At 72.0% G+C, this 18,936-nt stretch carries 18 protein-coding genes and 2 pseudogenes; 5 read left to right on the top strand and 15 right to left on the bottom strand.

Annotated features, from left to right (window positions below):
• Positions 1-470: 470 nt before the first annotated feature.
• Entirely contained in the window at positions 471-878 is a 408-nt protein-coding gene (locus tag AB0D45_RS03440; RefSeq protein WP_362455067.1) for a TipAS antibiotic-recognition domain-containing protein, read from the top strand.
• Positions 879-1,200: 322 nt separating this feature from the next.
• Here the strand turns inward: AB0D45_RS03440 and AB0D45_RS03445 are convergent, their stop codons facing one another.
• The 4 genes from AB0D45_RS03445 to AB0D45_RS03460 all read right to left on the bottom strand — a co-directional run bounded on the left by AB0D45_RS03445 (position 1,201) and on the right by AB0D45_RS03460 (position 5,703).
• Positions 1,201-1,503, bottom strand: a complete 303-nt coding sequence (locus AB0D45_RS03445; protein WP_362455068.1) for a hypothetical protein — start codon at positions 1,501-1,503, stop codon at positions 1,201-1,203.
• Positions 1,504-1,782: 279 nt separating this feature from the next.
• Positions 1,783-2,175 (bottom strand): hypothetical protein, encoded by a 393-nt coding sequence (locus AB0D45_RS03450; protein ID WP_362455069.1) that lies wholly within the window; start codon positions 2,173-2,175, stop codon positions 1,783-1,785.
• Positions 2,176-4,132: 1,957 nt separating this feature from the next.
• Positions 4,133-4,918 (bottom strand): hypothetical protein, encoded by a 786-nt coding sequence (locus tag AB0D45_RS03455; RefSeq protein WP_362455070.1) that lies wholly within the window; start codon positions 4,916-4,918, stop codon positions 4,133-4,135.
• A 410-nt stretch (positions 4,919-5,328) separates the two neighbouring features.
• Complete coding sequence (locus AB0D45_RS03460) at positions 5,329-5,703, bottom strand: carboxymuconolactone decarboxylase family protein (RefSeq protein WP_362455071.1); 375 nt, start codon at positions 5,701-5,703, stop codon at positions 5,329-5,331.
• A 179-nt stretch (positions 5,704-5,882) separates the two neighbouring features.
• On the opposite strand from AB0D45_RS03460, the gene AB0D45_RS03465 reads away from it, so the two are divergent.
• Complete coding sequence (locus tag AB0D45_RS03465; protein WP_362455072.1) at positions 5,883-6,947, top strand: LysR substrate-binding domain-containing protein; 1,065 nt, start codon at positions 5,883-5,885, stop codon at positions 6,945-6,947.
• On the opposite strand, the pseudogene AB0D45_RS03470 reads toward AB0D45_RS03465, so the two are convergent.
• The 8 genes and pseudogenes from AB0D45_RS03470 to AB0D45_RS03505 form a co-directional block, all read right to left on the bottom strand.
• Positions 6,901-7,174, bottom strand: a pseudogene (locus AB0D45_RS03470) (hypothetical protein). The gene AB0D45_RS03465 and the pseudogene AB0D45_RS03470 sit on opposite strands and share 47 nt — an antisense overlap.
• Entirely contained in the window at positions 7,174-7,401 is a 228-nt protein-coding gene (locus AB0D45_RS03475; protein ID WP_362455237.1) for a hypothetical protein, read from the bottom strand. Before AB0D45_RS03475 ends, AB0D45_RS03470 begins: the two are co-directional and overlap by 1 nt.
• Positions 7,402-8,051: 650 nt before the next feature.
• Positions 8,052-9,416, bottom strand: coding sequence for an MFS transporter (locus AB0D45_RS03480; RefSeq protein WP_362455073.1), 1,365 nt, complete (start codon positions 9,414-9,416; stop codon positions 8,052-8,054).
• Entirely contained in the window at positions 9,413-10,558 is a 1,146-nt protein-coding gene (locus AB0D45_RS03485) for a hypothetical protein (RefSeq protein ID WP_362455074.1), read from the bottom strand. The genes AB0D45_RS03480 and AB0D45_RS03485 overlap by 4 nt, the downstream gene beginning before the upstream one ends.
• Before the next feature lie 101 nt (positions 10,559-10,659).
• Positions 10,660-10,938, bottom strand: a complete 279-nt coding sequence (locus AB0D45_RS03490; RefSeq protein ID WP_361600420.1) for a hypothetical protein — start codon at positions 10,936-10,938, stop codon at positions 10,660-10,662.
• Between the two features lie 35 nt (positions 10,939-10,973).
• Positions 10,974-12,236, bottom strand: coding sequence for a hypothetical protein (locus AB0D45_RS03495; protein WP_362455075.1), 1,263 nt, complete (start codon positions 12,234-12,236; stop codon positions 10,974-10,976).
• A gap of 134 nt (positions 12,237-12,370) precedes the next feature.
• Complete coding sequence (locus AB0D45_RS03500; RefSeq protein ID WP_361600426.1) at positions 12,371-12,673, bottom strand: hypothetical protein; 303 nt, start codon at positions 12,671-12,673, stop codon at positions 12,371-12,373.
• Between the two features lie 48 nt (positions 12,674-12,721).
• Positions 12,722-12,928, bottom strand: coding sequence for a hypothetical protein (locus AB0D45_RS03505; RefSeq protein ID WP_362455076.1), 207 nt, complete (start codon positions 12,926-12,928; stop codon positions 12,722-12,724).
• A gap of 259 nt (positions 12,929-13,187) precedes the next feature.
• On the opposite strand from AB0D45_RS03505, the gene AB0D45_RS03510 reads away from it, so the two are divergent.
• The 3 genes from AB0D45_RS03510 (at position 13,188) to AB0D45_RS03520 (ending at position 16,615) form a co-directional block, all read left to right on the top strand.
• A complete protein-coding gene (locus AB0D45_RS03510; protein ID WP_362455077.1) occupies positions 13,188-14,162 on the top strand; it encodes a helix-turn-helix transcriptional regulator in 975 nt (324 codons plus the stop codon).
• Between the two features lie 526 nt (positions 14,163-14,688).
• Positions 14,689-15,894 carry a sensor histidine kinase gene (locus AB0D45_RS03515; protein WP_362455078.1) on the top strand — a complete coding sequence of 402 codons (1,206 nt, stop codon included), beginning with the start codon at positions 14,689-14,691 and terminating at the stop codon, positions 15,892-15,894.
• 34 nt (positions 15,895-15,928) lie between these two features.
• Complete coding sequence (locus AB0D45_RS03520) at positions 15,929-16,615, top strand: response regulator transcription factor (RefSeq protein ID WP_362455079.1); 687 nt, start codon at positions 15,929-15,931, stop codon at positions 16,613-16,615.
• A 229-nt stretch (positions 16,616-16,844) separates the two neighbouring features.
• Here AB0D45_RS03520 and AB0D45_RS03525 read toward each other — a convergent pair whose 3' ends face one another.
• The 3 genes and pseudogenes from AB0D45_RS03525 to AB0D45_RS03535 all read right to left on the bottom strand — a co-directional run.
• Positions 16,845-17,225: a peptidoglycan-binding domain-containing protein gene (locus AB0D45_RS03525; RefSeq protein WP_362455080.1), complete on the bottom strand. Its 381-nt coding sequence runs from the start codon at positions 17,223-17,225 to the stop codon at positions 16,845-16,847.
• Between the two features lie 392 nt (positions 17,226-17,617).
• The gene (locus AB0D45_RS03530; RefSeq protein WP_362455081.1) at positions 17,618-18,274 is read right to left on the bottom strand and encodes an ankyrin repeat domain-containing protein; all 657 of its coding nucleotides are present in this window, start codon (positions 18,272-18,274) and stop codon (positions 17,618-17,620) included.
• Between the two features lie 451 nt (positions 18,275-18,725).
• Positions 18,726-18,864, bottom strand: a pseudogene (locus tag AB0D45_RS03535) (IS5/IS1182 family transposase); the annotation flags it as partial.
• Positions 18,865-18,936 lie beyond the last annotated feature (72 nt).

Raw genomic sequence — 18,936 nt, forward strand, 5'->3', positions numbered from 1 at the left:
TCTCGCTGGTGGCCACCCGCTCCGGCCGGACCTGTGACGAGGCCTTCCGCCGTGCCGAAGCGACCCGGGGGCCGCGGGGCTAGAAAACGGTGCGGCCTGTCTGCCCGTCGGCCTCGACTTCCGCGCCACACTGATCTGGATCGACGTCCTCCTGAAGACCGCCGGCTGATCACGACATCTCACAGGCCCTAGAGGTCAAGGGGTGTCGCCGGACCAGTCCCAGCGGTTCCTCTCGCCTCGAGCGGCTGGACGCCCCGCTCCGACGGCTCGCCGTTCGAGCTGCGCCTTTCCGCCGTCGGCAGACCGGGACGGATCGCCGGAGGGTCCAAGAAATGGTTTGCCGACCCGGTGGCTGTGTGTCACCGTACGGCCTGGACCGGCAGTTGATCATCGATGGCCGGTCAATGTCGACATGTCGGCGACCTCTCGGGATCCACCAGAGAGGTGACGAAACGTTGGGAACCGGTGCCGTGGGAAACAGTTACGAGGACGAGTGTCGCCGGTCGTTGGCCCGCGAGCAGGCGAAGAGCCTTGCCGGGACCAACGACTGGGAACATGTGGACAGAGAGCGGGTCCACCAGGACTGGGACGTCCTGTACCGGGAGATGACGCCTCTCCTGGACGGCGGTTCCCTGCCCGGAGACCAGAAGATCCAGGAGCTCGTCCGCAGACACTTCGACATCGTCTGCCGGTTCTACACCCCCTCCAGGGAGGCTTACGTTGGCATGTCCCTCTTCTACGCCGAGGACGAGGCCATGAGAGCGTTCCACGATTCCTACCACCCCGGGATGGTGGAGTTCCTGGGCGCCGCGATCAAGGTGTTCGCCGAGCAGGGGAGCGGGTTCGCCCCCAGCGCCGGGACCGAAGCTTCGGCATAGTCGGGCGACACGGGCCGGTACATGCATGGGCGGGTGCGCCCGGACCGGGGTCCGGGCGCACCCGCCGAGGGGTAGGGCGGGGTTTAGGCGGTCCGCCCGCTGATCCGAAAGAGGGGCCCCAGCGGACCGTCGCGGTCGCGGTGACGGTCACCGACCCCGCCGACGCCGAGGCGGTCGCTGGCCCGGTGCGGGTGGGGCCCGGCTTGTTCCACATCCACACCGGCATGCCAACCAGCCCCGTGCCGTCCGGGCGGGGCACGATCCCGATGTCCGGGCCCCGGCGAGGTCACCCCCGGGCGGCGGCCACGTGCAGGGCCGGCGGTTAAAGGTCCATCCGGCAGGTCAGCGGGTGCGGGTCACGGGCCCCGGAGGCGAACCACTGCACGACCGCGGCAGCGAGGTGGGCGGCAGCGCGGGCGGCATCCAGGGTCTCCGGCCGGGTGGGCGCCTGACCGCCGTGCCGCGAGGTCTGCCCCTCCCACAAGGCCCGCATCATCGACTCAATCGGCGCGACGGGGTCGCCGCCGGCGGGCGTGGACATCACGCTGCTGAACTTGTGCCGGGCGTTCCTGATCTCGCCGAGCATGGTGCCCAGCGTGGCCTTGACGAAATGGCTGCAGCGCATCGGTGCCTCCACCAGGTGCAGCCCCCACACCTCCCCGGCTGGCCTGCGGACGCTGGCCAGCGCCGCCGATGGCCCCCTGTGCTACCCGGCTGGTTCACCGACGCCGGCAGCACCGAGGACATCGGGTGGCGCCAGGCCCGCACCACGCTGCTCGAGGCTGTCGCACGCCACCACCACGCTCACCTGCTCGCCGCCATGTCGAGCTCGGCGGTGAGCTGGAGCTCCCAGCTACCCGTAACGGGCGCTTTAGGGGAGCGGTCATCCCAGAAGGCTGCGCGGTCAGCGACGCCGGCCGCCGCCGATGCGGCGGTCGTCGGCCAGTGCGGTCAGCGGGCCGAACTCGCGGGCAAGCTGGTTCCACGTCAGAACCTCGCCACAGCGGGCCGGGAACTCCTTCGGGTTGAACTCGGGCATGGTCCAGGTGCCAGTGCCCCGGTCCCGCAGCCACAGGTCCCCGTCACCGTCGACCACAGTCGGCGGGACCGGTACGGGCTCGGCCTGATCGGTGGGCTCCCAGGTGACCCGGCCCGGGTGGGAAACGCGGCGCAGCTCGGTGGTGGCCAGCCGCGCAGCCAAGTCACGGGTGGACTCTTCGGCGTCCTTGACCGACTCGAGTCGGAATGCGTCGTCAAGTACGGGCAGGGCTGGATTCTTGCTGCGCTTTGAACTCATACGCTGACTACCTCCAGTGGGGGGCGTCACATCCGTTATGGCGCCCCGTAGAGCAACACGGTATCCGAGGCGGGAGCCGGGCCAGGCCTCCGCCGCTGGAACGGTCAGCAAGCCGGATCCCGCCGCCGGGTTGCAACTCCATCACCGGGTCGGCTGCGTCCCCTGTTCGGCGGACCGACGCCGGGACCAGCCCCCCGCAGTCGTACCGGCGGCACGCGCACCCCTCCCCCGAGCCGGCGGTCGGCACTCTGTGCCGGACCACCTCGCCCGCCTCCCCCTCCGCGGCAGAACCGCGCAGGACAGTCGGCCACCCCAGGGTCACCCGATCCCGACCGGAACCGCTCGACCACCCGCACCTCCCCCAGCACCGCCAACGGCACCGTTCCCGGTGCCGTCAGCCGGCCCACCGACGCCCCGAACGCCCCGCCGTCAGGGCGGCCAGCTCGTCGGCGTCCGCATCGGTGGACCAGCCCGACAACTCGTCCTGCCCTTCGGCATCGTCGGCCAGGTCCAGCCATGGACCGTCGAGCCTGAACCGGGACGTACCGCCCCCGGCGCCGACTAAGACCAGTGAGGCCGCCGGCGTGGCCATCGGCATCCCGATCTTGTCGTGAGCATGCGGCTAAGCCACCACCGCCGACCGGTCGAACTGCGGATGCACGTCCGTGCCGCCGACCGGAGCTGGGAAGTCGGCGTGCCGGCGGCGCCAGTTCACCACCGCGGCCCGACCCACCCGAGCCATCCGCGCCGCCTCCGCCAACAACACCCGCGCTCCCACACCGGACCCAGCAGGCCGGCGCGGGCCAAGTGACCCACCGCCGCCGCGGTCACCCGCGGCCGGCACCGCACCGGCGCCCCCGGGGCCTCTGTCAGCCGGTCCGCCGCCACCCCGGCACCGGTCGGCTGCCGCAGGGCCGCGCGGCCTGCTCCGGGTGGGCGGCCTCCACCACCGCCCGCGGACACGCCCCCGGGCCGGCGGCGTCCTGCGGGACCAGGTCCGTCCCGGCCACCCACCGCCAGGCCGCCAACGGCACCCGCAGCCGGCCCGCGGCCTGGTTCCCGTCGTAGCTCTCACGTACCGAACGCCGCCCCGACGGGGTACGCCCTCCTCCACATGTCCACGCTGCGCTTCGCCCCCGGACGCGGTCACCGGGTGGCCGCTGCCACCTCCCGGGCCGAGTCCGTGGGGCAGCTCGCCGATAAGAGGCGGTGGAGGCGGGCACTCCCGTACAGCGCCGGCGGGGGTGGCCCGCGTACCGGTTCGGGCCCCGACGCATCCATGGCGGACCTGCCGTCGACCCCGTTTCCCGATCGTCCTTGCGGAGAGGCGCCGTGGGCCGGAGGCGGGGCCAGGGGCAGGTCGGCGGCGCGGGATCTGCGGGCAGGCAGCGGGTACTGTCCGACGCCGTCAAGGGCACCGTCCTGGCCAGGAGGCCGGAGGAGCTCCGGCCGTCGACAGCCAGGGCGTCAGCCGCTTCGCCTGGTCAGCGATAGGCCCTGCCGGTGGTGTCGCTGAGCTTGTGGGGGATGAGTTCGGCGACCGGTGCAGGCCAGAGCTGGATGAGGTGCTGCTCCAGGGGATGCTCGTCGTCGGGTTCCGGCGCCTTGCGGGCGGCGTCGCGGCCGCGGGCGTGGACGCGGATCCGGGTGGGCCGGCCCGTGTAGGCGGACAGGGAGGGAACGGTGTCGTGTCGTGGGCGTCGAAGACGCAGGCGTCGCCTTCGGGGAGTTCCAGGCTGGCTTCGACGATCTCGTCCCAGTCGTCCAGGGCGGGTGCGGGCGGGTTGGTGGGGTGGAGTTCTTGGGTGACGGTGACGTAGCCGGTTTCGAGACCGGTGAGGATGACGGCGAACGTGCCGGGAACGCCGATGCCGGCACCCGGGCACAGGGGTGCCAGGAGTCCGTTGAAGCCGGTGTAGAGGAATCCCGTGGGGTCGAATTCGGTGCCATAGAGGTACTACTGGCTGTCGCTGGCCCAGAGGGGTGCGGTGGCGGTGAGGTGCTGGAGTGTGGGCATCAGGTCACCTCGACCCAGAATTTGTCGCCGTTCAAGACGCGCTGGGCCTGGTAGAAGGCGGAGGTAGCCGCCCTGGCTGTTCTGTTCGGAGGTCGGGACCCAGGCCCGTCCCCAGCCGCGGCGCTGGGATTTTGAGGCGCCCTGGTTGGTGCGGGCGAAGGGGTACTCGTCGCAGGACTGGCCCGGGGGGCGTTTGCGGGAGGAGGGGCTGGCGGTGCTGCGGTTGGCCCGCTCGAGTTTGGGGTCGGTGGTGCGGGTCAGGAGGTTGCCGCGGGTGCGGTAGCCGTAGTGGTGGGGTCCGGCGTCCATGACGCGGCGGATGTTGGCGGCGATGGCCGGGAGCTGGCTCATCGTGGTGAGGGTCGGGGTCGCGGCAGGGAACACGCAGCCCGCGTTGACGCCGATCTCCTTGTCGCAGCGCAGCGTCGGAGACTTCCACGTCGCCTTGCCCGGGGCGGCCACGGGCGAGGTTGCGGTCACGGTGTCTGTGGCGGTGGTGGTCTTCCGCTTGGTCGTGGAGTCCCGGTAGGTGATTGTGCCTGTCGTCTGCCTGCCGGTTTCCACCGTCAGGGCGGGGAGTTTCACCCTCGCCTTGCAGGTGCCGCTGCACGACGCGGACAGGGTGAGCCTGGCGCCCTTGGCCATGTTCTCGGCGGTCTTCACCGTGAAGGTGACCTGCTGAGTGAATGCGGCCTTCTTCGCGGACAGGTCGTACTGCTCCGTCATGTCCAGGACCGCCCGGCCGACGACCTTCTTCTTGTCCCGGATCAGGAGGATCCCTTCGCTCTCGGAACAGGATGGAAGCGGTCCAGGCGGTTGGGTCCAGGTCGGCAGTCCTGCTTCGCGCTCACGGTGAACGTCGCGATGGCAGCGGGAAGAGTGCTGGCCGGGACGGCCTGCGGCAGCGTGATAGCCGCCTCAGAACGCCCACGGTCAGGACATGAAAACCCAAGAACATCAAACGGCCTGCAAACGCGAGAGGCAGGTGAGGGTGACGCGCGCGGGCATGCGGAGCGCCACCAGGTTCCGTGCCCCCTGCCGTGCACTGTTCTAGCGGCCGCCTACACGGCGGTTGGGGCAACCCCTCTCCGCTTCATCCGATCGGACGCCCGCGGCCTTGTAGCCCGGCGCAGCCGTCAGCAGGTCGGGGTCACCGCGCTGGTCGGGGTGGGAGAGGAGGCATGGTGACCGTGCTGTTCGTAGAGGCGGTCGGCGAGGAGGGCGTGGGCGAGGGTGCCGCCGGCACGGACCGAGGCGGTGACGAAGGCGGTCGCGGCGAGTTCCTCGGCGGTGACGCCGTGCCGACGGGCGGCCGCTGTGTGGACGTCGAGGCAATAGGCACATTGGGTTACGAGGGCCACCGCGACGGAGATGAGCTCGCGGTAGCGGCGCGGCACGGCACCGTCCTCGCGGTCGACCGCGCTCTGCAGGGCGAGCCAGGCCGCGAACTCAGGCGCGGCGGCGGCGCCGACGGAGTGGGCGCGGTGAAGGTCGTCGGGGTGCGCGTACATGGGTGCCCCTTGCGGAAGGGGAGGACGCCGGGGAGCCCGGCGATGGGTGAGGAACGAGATCGTCCTGGGCCGACCGACAGAAGTCATGCGCAGGGACGGCTCCACTTCACCTCGGATCCCGCACCGCGTCCAAGACCGGTTCCGCAGGGGCGGTTCCATTATCGGTATCGTGGCCGATCATGGACTTGAAGGCGTTGCGCTGCTTCGTTGCGGTTGCGGAGGAGGGCCACTTCGGGCGGGCCGCCGCGCGGCTCCATCTCGCCCAGCTGCCCCTCAGCCGCAAGATTCGCGACCTGGAGGCGGACCTGGCGTCCCGGCTGTTCGAGCGGATCCCGACGGGGGCGCGCCTGACTGCGGCAGGAGAGGTTCTTCTGCCGGAGGCGCGTGATCTGCTGGCGCGGGCCGAGCGGGCCCGCGAACTGGTGCGCGCCGCGGAGTCCGTACGCGAGGTCGTCCTGGGCACCGTGGCCGGCGCGGGTCTGGACGCCGGTCCCGCCGCCCTCTCCTTGCTGCGCGGCACCCGCCCCCGGCTGCGTGTCCGGCTATACGAGGCGCCGATGACCGATCCGACGGGAGGGCTACGGGAGCGTCGGGTCGACCTGGCGCTGACCCGGCTTCCTTTCGACACCGCGGGGCTGACCGTGCGGCCGCTGGGGACAGAGTCTTTGGTGGCGGCGCTGCCCGCGGATGATCCGCTCGCCGCACGGCCGCGACTGCACGTGCGGGAGCTCGCGGGGCGGCCGCGCTTTCGACTGCCGGCCGGAACAGACACGCGGTGGCGCGCATACTGGCTCGCGGGCGATGAGGACACGCCGGGCCCGATAGTTACGTCCGCTGAGGAATGCCTGCACGCGGTGGTGTGGGACGGGGTGACCGGGCTGCTGCCGGCCGGGGCCGCGCGCAGGCACGCGCGTCCGGGCATCGCGTTCGTCCCGGTCGACGGCCACCCGCCGAGCCGCGTCGTGCTGGTGCGCCGCGTCGACGCTGCCGACCGGCTCGTGGACGCCGTGGCAACCGCCCTGACCGATGCGCATGCCGCCTCAACGAACGACCCTCTCCACGCCGATGGGACGTCGACGGCCCCCCCCTGCCCCCCACCGTTTGACCGGCTGAGCAGCCGCCCCGCACAGCCCTCCGAGATCACAGCGGCCGGAGAGGTGCTGAACGAGCGTCGGCACCGGCGCTCCCGAGTTCGGGTCAGACCTCGATGTAGGCGACGACGACCACGGTGCGCAGCACCGTGACCCAATACAGGAGCCGGACGCGTTCGATGTCGTCGGTGTAATGGCGCAGCTGGGGACCGGCGGCGTCGCCGGGGATGGGTTCGCCGACGTCGGGGTCGACGGAGACGACGACCAGGGCGCGGTCCAGGGCGTGGATCTCCGCCTCGCTGGTGATGTTTCTTCAGCTGCTTGGCGGCGGAGTCGGAGAAGGCGATCCGGGCACGCCGCGGGCCGCGCTGCGGGGCCATCAGACGACGGCCGGGCGCTGGCGGGCGAGGCGGGCGAGGTGTTGTTCGCGCAGCTTCTCCCACGGGGTGCACTCCTCGACTGGCGGCAGCCCGTTCGCCGCGATGTCCTCCAGGACGCCTGCGAACTGGTCGGCGGTGGCCCGGGTGCGGGCGGCGTAGGCGCGTACGGCGTGGGCGGCCGCGGGGTCCAGCTGCTGCCGGGCGGTGTCGGCGGCGGGGGCCGGCAGTCCCGGCGGCGGCCGAGGGCGGCCACCTGGTGCGGGTGGACGTCGGGAAACTCGGCGTCCCCGCCGCAGCGGACCGGCAGGCCGGCGCGGGCGAGGTGACCCACCGCCGCCGCGGTCACCCGCGGCCGGCACCGCACCGGCGCCCCCAGGCCCGGTCGGCACCGCAGCCGGCCCGCGGTCTGGTTCCCGTCGTAGCTCTCACGTACCGAACGCACCATCTGGATCACACATCGACCGGCCCGACGGTCGCCGGTCGCCCAGGGGGTGGTCGGCGTGCAGGAGTTCGGTGGCGGACAGGGCGGCGGCCGTGTCGAAGGGGGCCGCGTCCCGATGCGCCGTCGGCAACACCCTGCGTGCATGGCGTCCCTCAGCGCCAGCTCCGGCATCGCCCTGCTGACCCTCGGCACCCTGACCGCCGACTCCGTACTGCGCCCTTGGTGGCCCAGTACACCAGGGTCCGCGTCCCAGCATCCTCGCGGCGGGGCCAGCCGCCCTTCCACGGGGCACTCGCACGACAGAGCGATGCCGCGGTAGCGGGCGCGATCAGCCGGGAGACCTCGCCCTGGCCGCCGCGCGCGGGAACGCCCCGGCACCGGACGCGTGAGGACCGCCGGGCCCGCGCCCCGTCCCGGGGCCGGGCCCGGCGGTTGTCAGGGGGCCGTGGCGGCCGGTGCGGGGTGCAGGGCAGTGTTGCCGAGGGACTGGCGGTCCTGGGCGCCGAAGGTCGACCACAGGGCCGCCGTCAGCAGCAGGAGCGCACCGAAGAAGAGGTAGACCGGCCTCCCCCCGAAGCGGTCGAAGAGGAACCCGGTGGCGAGGATGGCCCCGGCGCTGACGATGCGGATGACGGCGTCGAGGAGCCCGTGCCAGGTGCCGAGCAGCGCGGCGGGGGCCCGGAGCTGGACCAGGAGGCCCGCGGACCTGAGGTACACGGTGAAGCCCAGGCCGAAGAGGATCAGCGCGGCCGCGAGGATCCACTGCGTCCCGCCGAGCAGCGCCGCCGCCAGCGTGCCGGCCCCCGCGAGAGCGGTGGCCCAGCGCAGGCTGGAGTAGATGCCGTCCGGGCCGGCTTTGGCGACGACCAGGCCGCCGATGACGGCCCCGATGGTGGAGAAGGCCAGGAAGGAGCCGGCGCGGGCCGGCGACATCTCGAAGGTCTCCCTCATCAGGGACAGCAGGGAGAGGATGACGGTGGAGAGGGCGAGCACGGTCAGGGCGTGGAAGGTCAGGAAGCGGCGCCAGGCCGGGCTGGTGGCCAGCGTCCTGGCCACCACGCGACGCGACGGCAGGACGGCCGGCTCCTCCGGTTCCTCCGGCGCCGCGGCCCGGGAGGCCTCCTCGCCCGGGCCCTGGTCCGGGGCGGACGCCGGGTCCGCGGACCGTGGCCGGCGGGCCACGACGGCGACGAACGCGGCGAACACGGCGAGGGCGATCACCTGCAGCCCCGCGGCGACCAGAAGGGCCCGGGACCCGGGCATCAGTGCGATGACCAGGCCCGCGACGACGGGCGAGAGCAGCTCGCAGGCCGAGCGGATGGTCCCGCCGATGCCCTGGACCCGTACGAGGGTCTGGGCGTCGAGGATCCGCGGCAGGAGCACGAACAGCGCCATCTCCCCGATGTGGTGGACGAGGTCCACCGTGGCCGCCGCGACGACGATCGCCCACAGGTGCGACAACAGGAACGAGGAGCCGATGCCGATGAGGACGAACACACCGATCTTGACGAGGTACGCCGCAACCAGGACGGCCCTCGGGTTGCCCCGGTCCAGCAGCGGTCCGGCCGCGACCGAGGCGACGACCTCCACCCCGTATCCCACGCAGTACACCAGGCCGACCGTGCTGACCAGCCCGGACAGGTCCAGGGCCAGGTTGGCGAACGCGATGTCGTAGATGCCCTCGCTCAGGGAACGCGACAGCACCAGCGCAGCGAAGACCACCAGGAGCAGCGTCAGCCACCGCGGCGCGGAGTTCAGCACGGCGCGGCCCGTCCTCGGCTTCTCCTCGGTCGCGCTCACCGGTATGCCAGCTCTCGTACGACATCGCCCGCGAGAGCGGAACCGGGTGCGTCGAAGGCCGGCGGTAACCCGTCGGCGGGCACGGGCACGAACAGCTCGGGCAGGTCCGCGCCGCGCGAGTCGTGGACCTCGTACTCCACCCGGTAGTGGAGGGTCCCGCTGCCCCGGGCCCGCATGAGCACACCCGGCTCGATCGTCAGGACGACCCGCGGGTCCCGCGGGAACGGGAGGACCTGGCAGGCCCCGAAGGTGGGTGAGTCCGTGCGGCGGTCGATGAGTTGCAGTTCCATGTCGGGATTGTCGTACAGCAGCGGGGACAGCTTCAGCGTCAGGTGCGGATGTGCGCTGAAATACCCCGGCCAGGAGTCCGAAAGGTCGTGGACCATGGTGTCGGCGAGCCCGTTCTCGACGTTGGAGCCGATGCCGTACGAGTCGTCGCGGATGGACTGGTAGGAGCCGACCCCGGCGGTGACGGTGGCGAGTTCGGACACGGGCAGGGCGGGCTGCTGCCCGGCGAGGTCCCGGTCGATGAAGTAGCGGTGCAACTCGCCGCCGATCTCCGCGGAGGCCACGACGCCCTGCTCGGTCGCGCCGCCGAGCCAGCTGCGGGAGACCACCTTGGAGATCAGGAACTGGGCGGCCGTCGGCAGCTCGACGGTGTTGGCGACGGCCCGCGGCCGGGCACGGTCCATGTCGGCGACGGAGTACGTGGTGTTGTCGTCGAACGGGGACCACTGCGAGGCGGGGTCCTGCGGGGCGTGCAGGGAGTAGTCGTTGCGGGTGGTCACGTTCTCCAGCCGTTCGAACCAGTGCGCGTAGCCGGGCGGGACGGCCAGCACGCACGACCCGTCCGCCGGGACGTCGATCACCAGTTTGCGGTCGTACTCCGGCGAGTCCTCCCGGCAGTCGTACATGTGGACGGTGACGGGCCCGGTGCCCGCCGGCCCGTAGAAGGACAGCCGGTCGTACTGCCCGAGGTGCACCGCGTACTCCTCGTACGCGAAGTGCGGGCTGTGCACCATGTAGTGGTACGGCCGGTCGTTGCGGGAGGACCGGATGTGCCGCGCTCCCGGGAGACCGGATTCCTCACCCGTCGTACGGGTCTTGGTCATGATCAGGTGCGGCTTGGGGAGGGCGGACATGGACGGCGTTCCTCTCTGCGGAGCGGGGTTGGGAAGCAGTCGCACGTGCCTGGGGCGGGTGCACCGGACCGGTGCACCCGCCCCCAACGACTGCCGGCCGATCAGACGGTGGTGACCACGACGCCCTCGGGCAGGGCCGCCTTGAACTCCGCCAGGTCACCGAAGGAACGCGAGGTGATCTGCTCCTCGGTGTCGGCGTCGATCATCCGCGAGGCGATCTTGCCGAGGATGCTGCGGAAGTACTCCGGGGTCTCGAAGTACGGCTCCAGCGCGGAGCTCAGGCTCTCCAGCGCGGCGCGGGCGGCGGGGTCGGTGACGTCGCCGGACATGGCGGCGAGCTCGGTCTTCCAGGCGGCGGTCTCGGCACTGGTGATCGACATGATGAGTTCCCTTCGGTGGGTCCTGCGGTCGGATTTCAGCGGGTGAGCGATATTGCCTTGGCCTCCATGCGCGCCAGCGCGTGGAGAGCCGGTCCGGGCAGGTAGCGGTCGCCGTCCTGCTCGGGCCTGCTGGTGACGGCCCCGGAGAGGGCGGAGGTGGTGACGTCGCGGCCGAGAGGGTGGTCCAGGGCCCAGGGTTCGAGGTCCAGGAGTTCCATCTCGGAGCGGAGCCAGACACGGCCGCTTCCGGTGAGCCGGTACCAGGTACCAGGGGGGACGCGGACCCCGATCGTGGGGTCCCCGAGGCGGATCACGCAGTGCTCGCCGTCCGCGGTCACCACCTCGATCTGCGCGTCCGTGCTGCCCGCCAGCCACGTCAGGCGGCGGCGGGAGTATGCGTGGCGGACGAACCGGCCGGTGCCGCTGTCGGCCCCGTCGGGTTCTTCCGCGCGGCTGCCGTCGAGGTCCACTTCGAGGACGTCGGAGGTGCAGCTGTCGGTGGAGGGCACGACGGTGAAGGACTCCGGGCCCGTCAGCACGAAGTTGTTGCGGGAGGACCACGGGTGGGCGTCCGCGCCGGTCTCCGCGGCCCGCCACGCCGGCCTGAGCGTCGCGTAGGTGGTGCTGCCGCCGATGGAGACGCGGTACCGGGCGGCGTAGGCGCCGTGGTCCTGGGCGTTGGTCTGCTGCGACATCCGGGAGAGCAGCAGGTGCGCGGCGACCGGCAGTTCGTGGCGGTTGGTGCGCACCACGGGAGCCTGTTGCGAGGAGCGCAGGAAGGAGACCAGGTCGTTGTCCGGTTCCCAGTCGGGGTTCTGGTCTGCGTACCAGACCGGCTCGTCGCGGGTCACCACTCCGCCCAGGCCGTCGAGGGTGTGGGCGACGCCCTTGGGGATGATCAGGACCCGGTAGGGCGAGACGGCCATCTCGATGGTGATCTCGTCGCCGAGTTGGGGCGAGTCCTCACGGCAGTCGATCAGGTGCACGGTGATGCGCTGGCCCTCGCCGAAGAAGGTGAGCCGGTCGTCCTGGCCGACGTGGATGCCGTAGGCGGAGTAGGCGAAGTCCTTCTCGTGGGTGACGTAGTCGGTGATGCCCGGCCCGTTGGAGATGCGGGTCACCCGCACGACACCGTTCGTGCCGTCGCTCTCGGTCACGTTCGTGGTCTCCAGCCGCGCTCCCGGCAGGCAGAACTCCATCGAGGTGACGTCGTCGGGCACCTGGAAGGTACCGATGTGGCGGCGTTCGGTGGTGCGGTCGAGCGCCGTACGCGGCCCTGCGTCAGCGGTTTCGAGCATGGTGGATTCCTCTCTCTTGCCTTCGTGGTGGTGGCCGACGCGCGGGCCGGGGGTGTGAGGAGAGCGGCGGGCGGGCCGCTCACGGACGGGCCCTCGCACTGACGGGTCGTCGGACGGGCGGGTGTCCGGTGCCGTCAGCGGTACTCGCGGCCGCCACCGGCGTCACCGGCGTCCGCGGTGTCCGACAGCCGCCAGGCCACCAGCCGCGGCGTGCGGGCGACGGCCCGCAGGCACGCGGCGCGGGCGGTGAGCAGGGCGTCGGCTTCGCACGCGGCCAGGACGAACAGGACCAGGTCGATCCGGTCTCCGTCGGCGCGGGTCCACAGGTGCTCGATCCGGTCCGCGGGATCGAAGTGGGCGGTGAGGAGCTCCCTGAGGTCACCGGGCGCCGCACACGTCCCGTGGGAAGCGACCAGCCGCATGGTGATCATGTACATGGAGCCCTCGTGTGAACCGGCACCGTCGGCCTCCGGTAGGGGTCCGTGTCAGATGACCGGCAGGCCGGCGCTGCCGCGCGGACCGCCCCAGCCGAACCCGTCGTCGGCCACGACCTGCCGCCCCTTGCCCCAGCCGAACCCGTCACTGGCGGAGGTCCGCCCGGCGGCCGGGGCCTCCTGGGAGACGGCTGCGGAGGTTCCGACGGCCACGACGAGAGCGGCGGATGCGAGCAGGACTGCGGCGACCCGGGACATGGAGGCTCCACCCTTCAGAATCAGCTTCTCTGCCTTGCTTGTCGCGTTCACCCCGTTCTGTGGGGTGTTGCGTTCGATGGCATAAGCCTGTCCCACAACCGTGGCGGTGTCACTAGCCGCAGACGGGCGCCAATACGCCAGGCGGGGAGACGCCACCTCCACCCCCCGCGGCCTTGAACACCGCCCGGTCATGAGGGAGGTTGCACTCATGACCGATTCCGCCCCCACCCAGACCAGGAACTGACCGAAGGCAGACCGCATGCTGCAATTACTCGGACTCTCACCCCACGCCGAGACCGTCTACAGGGCCACCCTGCTCCACCCCGACCACGGCATCACCGACCTGATGGCGGACACCGGACTCCAGGAGAAGGTGATCCGCGCCGCCTTCGACGAACTGGCCGCCCTCGCCCTCCTCAAGCCCTCCGACCAGCGCGGAGGAAGACTGCGCCCCGTCAGCCCGGAAGTCGGGCTCACCACCCTGCTGGCCTCCGCCGAAGCCGACATCGCCACCCGCCTGGCCCAAGTGGAGACCGCCCGCGCCGAGATCGCGGCGATCACCGCCGAACACCTCGACACGCGCACGTCCGACAGCGCCACACGACTCGAAGGCCTCGACGCCGTCCGCATCCGGCTGGAGGAACTCCAGCGGACCACCGAGACCGAATGCCTGTCCCTCAACCCCGGCGGAGCCCACCGCCCCGACGCCCGCAACGCCGCCACCCCCCTCAACGAGGCGGCCCTGCAACGCGGCGTGAGCATCCGGGCCGTATGCCGCGACAGCTTCCGCAACGACCCCGACACCCTCGCCTACGCCCGCTGGCTCATCGAGCACGGCGGCCAGATGCGCACCGTCCCCACCGTGCCCATCCAGATGATCATCGTCGACCGGCGGGCCGCGATCCTGCCCCTGGACCCGCAGGACCCCCGCAAAGGCGCCATCGAGGTACGCAGCGCCGGCGTCATCACCGCCCTGTGCGCCCTGTTCGAGCTGTGCTGGTCGGCGGGCACCTCCTTCGGCGAACAGCCCCCCGCCAACGACAACGGCTGCACCCCGATCGAACAGGCCCTGCTGGCCATGGTCGCCGCAGGCGACACCGACGAGGCCGCGGCCCGCAACCTCGGCATCTCGGCCCGCACCGTCAGCCGCATGATGTCGAGCCTGATGGAGAGACTGGACGCCGCCAGCAGATTCCAGGCCGGCGTGAACGCCACGAAGCGCGGCTGGCTCTAGCGATACCCGGCGGATCACGGCCGGTCCCGCAGGCCGGGTGCGGACGGCGTCAGAGGTGATGTCCCGCGCGGCGGTGATGCCGGTTCGGCACCGGGTCGGTCATCGCGGCGGTCGCGTCCTCGGCGCCGCCTGCACCGCGCGGGGCACCGCGCTCATCGGGCCCGGCGGCACCGCCGCCACCCCCTGGGGTCGACAGTCCGGTCCTCGGAGGCAGGCCCGCCTGCCCCGAAACGCCGGCGTGTGCGGCGCGAGCCCGGCACCGGGGCTGCGGGCGAGGTCGCACCGCCTCGATCAGGGCTCGGTCGGCCCGGTCCTTGCCCAGCCCCGGGATGTAGGTCACCTGCAGACAGCCAACCAGCCTGCCGCCGTCACCCCGGTCGTCGACGCCGTCGACCAGGACCCAAAATCTCGTCACGCGAGTCGGGGCCGCCGCCTCCAGCGAGGTCCGCGGCGCCCGCCCCGCGCCGTCCGCGCGGTCAACCCTGGGGTGGACGACGTCCCGGGCGAGCGCCTCTACGCTGCGGGGATGCAGTCAGGCAGACGCCGGATACACGTCGACCCGCTGGTGACCGACACCCTGCTCGCGTGTGTCATGGCGACCGTGACGGTCGTCTACGGACGGCAGGCCCACGCCGCCCAATACCAGAGCGAGGGCTGGCCGCCCTTCGGCCCTCTCGCCATCGCCCTCAGCCTGGCCGTGAACCTCCCCCTGGCGCTGCGCGGGCGGGCACCGTGGGTGGCGTTCGGCGTCTCGTGCGGCGCACTGGCCGCGTACACGGCGGCCGGTTTCCAGCCGTCGACGAACCTGTGGGCCCCGTTGCTGGCCTGCTACACGGTGATCGTGCGCAGTGCGGCCCGGCGGTCGGCGTGGGCGGCGGCGGTGACCGCCGGCGTATGGGCGGCGGCCGGGCTGAGAGCCCGTCTGTCGGTGGAACTGTCCCTGGCGCAGGCCGCCATCGGGGTCGCAGTCGTCTGGTTGTGGGCCTCCGGCAGCCGCCGCCTGGCGCAGCGCAACATCCAACTCGCCGAGCTCACGGCGCAATTGCGGCGCGAGCAGGAACTTCGTGCTCGGCACGCCATCGCAGAGGAGAGACTGCGCATCGCCCGCGAACTCCACGACGTCGTGGCCCACCACCTCTCCGCGCTCGCTGTCCAGGCGGGCCTGGCCGAGTTCGTGTTCACCTCCGACCCCGCAGCGGCCCGGCAGGCTCTGGCGTCCATCGGCTCCAGCAGTCGGCAGGCGATGGAGGAGATGCGCGGCCTGCTCGGCGTACTGCGCACCGGTACCGAGACCGCCGACAAGGACGCGCTGTACCGGGCGGCGCCGGGTCTGGACGCACTGGACGAGCTGGTGGAGCGGGCCCGCGCCTCCGGCCTGGACGTCACCTGGACGGTTTCGGGACACCAGCGCCCGCTGCCGTCAGGGGTGGAGCTGTGCGCGTACCGCATCATCCAGGAGGCGCTGACCAACAGCGTGAAGCACGCCGGCCATGGCGCCCGGGTCCGCCTGAACCTCGTCTTCCACGCCGACCTGCTGAGCTGCGAGGTGACCAGCCGGGGTGGCAGCGCGCCCGCCGCCGGTCTGCCGTCGAGTGGGCTCGGGTTGCCCGGCATGCGGGAACGGGCGAGACTCTACGGCGGGTCACTGCGGGCGGGGCCGACAGCCGAGGGAGGGTTCGAGGTCTCCTTCACCATCCCGCTGGCCCCGCTGGACACAACCGGGGGCACGTGACCATCCCCCGCACACACGGGGGGAGACGGCAGCGATGACACGGCTGCTCATCGTGGACGACCAGGTCCTCATCCGGGCCGGGCTGGCAGCGCTCGCCGCGGCGACACCAGGCTTAGAGGCCGTGGGGCAGGCGGCAACCGGTGAAGAGGCGATCGAACTCGCCGCTTCCCTGCGGCCGGACGTGATCCTGATGGACATCCGGCTGCCGGGCATGAGCGGCATCGCCGCCCTTGAGTACATCCTCGACCAGGCACCCCACCCCAAGCCGAAGATCGTCATGCTCACGGTGTTCGATCTCGACGAGTACGTGTACGCGGCCCTGCGGGCCGGCGCCAGCGGATTCCTCCTCAAGGACACCCCGCCCGAGCGGCTCCTGGCAGCTGTCGCCCTGATCGCCGAAGGCGAGATGCTGTTCGCCCCCACCGTCACCCGTCGGCTCGTCGAAACCTTCGCCCACCGGCCAGAGGCTCCGCGGGCACAGCCCGCCAGTCTCGGGGACCTCACGGAACGCGAAACGGAGGTGCTGCACCTCGTGGGGCAGGGCCTCACCAACGAGCAGATCGCCCAGCGGCTGGTGGTGAGCATCGCCACCGTCAAGACCCACCTCAACCGCGTCATGTCCAAACTCGGCCTGCAGAGCCGCGCACAGGCCGTGGTCGTCGCCTACGAGAGCGGCCTGCTGTCCCCCGGCCGGGAGCAGACGGAACGGTCCTCGTCCTAGGGGTGTCCGCAAGTCCCGCCTGCCCTGCGACGCCTGGCACCGCAGGGCCCGCCCTTCGGGCAGCCGGCGCTACTGTGCGGACACCCCGTAGCGCCGTGGCCGGGACGTCCGCCGCGCTGCGCGACGTACGCCCGGCCGGCACCGCCGTCGGTGGTGCCGGCCCGCCAGGGCGGGCCGGCACCGATCGGTGATCCCCCGTCGTATCAGCTCACCAACCGACAGGCCGTTGTCACTGACCCCGGAGCTTGCGCCAGGTGTTGGGGCCGACCTTGCCGTCGGCGGCGAGCCCCCGGCTGCGCTGGAACGCCTTTACCGCGTCCTCGGTGGCCTTGCCGAAGTCGCCGTCGACCCCGTACTTGCCGATGTCGAAGTGCCAGACGTCCCTCAGGAGGCACTGCACCTCGCGCACCTTGTCACCGCGGTCGCCCCGGTCGGTGTACGGCGTGCCCTCCTCCCAGCCGCAGTACCAGCCGGAGTCCGTCGCGGCCGCCGCCACGGGCGCCCCGGCTCCCGCCGGGGCCGCCGAGGCGACACCGGCCGTACCCATCAGGACGGCGGCGGCCAGAGCACCACCGGACAGCAGCACAGCGGACTTCCTGGTGTTGATCATGATTCTCCCCTTCAACGCACATCGACCGGGACCCACCCAACGACAGAGCGGGTCCCTCCCTTGCAGGAAGGTGCCGCTCCCGTCCCGGGCGCCGGGGGCGACAGGCAGGAACGCTACGTGCCGTTCCGGCGTCCGCTCGTCGCCCGACGGGTTGATCCCCCACCTCCACCTTTCGCCCCGGTCCGCCGGACCGTGCAACCAAGGCATGAGGCCGCCCCGCCGGTCCGTACAACCACGGCAGCAGCACAAACCGGCCACGGACCCGCGACCGCCGCCCCGTCCACGGTCGAGGGAGGTGCCCACAGCCGGCCGTCTGAGTGGGCCATCGCGCTTGGCGAGTCGGGCCACCGACTCGCCGGCGTGTGGGTACGGGCGGGCACGGACCGGTCGGGTCAGTCGACCCCCTCGGCGACCAGCTCGGTCGACCGGACGGTGATGCGGTGATGTCGGCCCGAGCCGCCGGCGACGCGGCTGGAACTCTCGGTGACGAGGCTGTCGCCGTCCAGCCGGTAGCGGAAGCCGCCGTACATGCCGGGAACGGGGAAGTACATCTGCGCCTCGGCGAGTTCGGTCAGGACGGCCAGCGTCGGCAACCTCAGGCGGTACTGGTCCGCGAGGCCGTGACTGTCCGCGCGGATGAGCGCGTGCAGCCGGCCTTCCAGCGCGTTCAGCGTCGCGGACGGCACGGGGTGGTGCACCACGGGCTGGAGCAGGCCCGCCACCTTCTTGTGGCCGCGGGCCAGGGCGATGTCCAGGGCTCGCTCCCCCGCCGCGGTCGGCAGGGTACGCCAGGCTCCGCAGCCGACGAGCACGGCTGCAGCGGCCTCTGCTCCGTGCCAGGCCGCCTGGTGCAGCGGGGTGAACCAGCTGGAGCCGCCCACCCTGGTCGCGTTGACCCAGTCGGGATTCTGCGCCAACTGCTCGAACACCTGCGGCCAGTCGCCGTCACGGGCTGCGTCGGCCAGTAGGTCCCGCCGGGTCAGGACGTCCTCGGGGTACACGTCGCGGCTGGTGACGCCGTCCCACCGTATGCGCTCTTCAATCGCCATGCCCCGATCCTAAGGAGGGCTGCACGAATGCCCGTTGTCCACCTGCGCCGCCCCTACGGGCTCCCCGTGCCGGACCGGCAAGGGCAAGGCGGCCAGCCTGTGCGGAGTCGTGATCAGGGGCGGGGTGGTAGGTCCCGATGAGGGTCCGGTTGTGGTCGGTGCCATGCCGGCTGCCCCTGGACCCGTCCACGTGACTGCTTTCACCCTGCGCCCCGCGACGCGCGCCGATCTGCCCACGGTGCTCGCTCTGCCGGCTGACGAAGAGAGGGTCGCGGACCCGGCGACGCTCGTAGTTGATGAGGCGTACGAGCATGCCTTCTCGGCGATGGACACGGAGGCGGACGAGGCGGATCCATCTCCGCGACGTGACCGCGGCGGCGACCGCCAGTCGCCCGGGCCCCCGGCCACCTGGGGGGTGTCCGGCGGATCATTCGCGGAGCGTGAGTCTGTCTGCCTTGTCGCCGCTGACGTGGTCCGGCCTGGTGCGGGGGCGTCCGCCGGGCCGGGCGACGCGGACCCGGGCGAGGGCTTCGGTGAACTGGGGTGCATTGCCCCACTGACCCCGGGGTGACCAGCAGGGCCAGCGGGCGCGACCGCCGGAAGCTCGGCTCGCGTGGCGGCCGGCCACCGGAGGCCGGACGCCCTCGCCCCGGCAGAACTGG

It is taken from the genome of Streptomyces sp. NPDC048352 (assembly GCF_040651895.1).
In the GTDB taxonomy this organism is placed as follows: domain Bacteria; phylum Actinomycetota; class Actinomycetes; order Streptomycetales; family Streptomycetaceae; genus Streptomyces.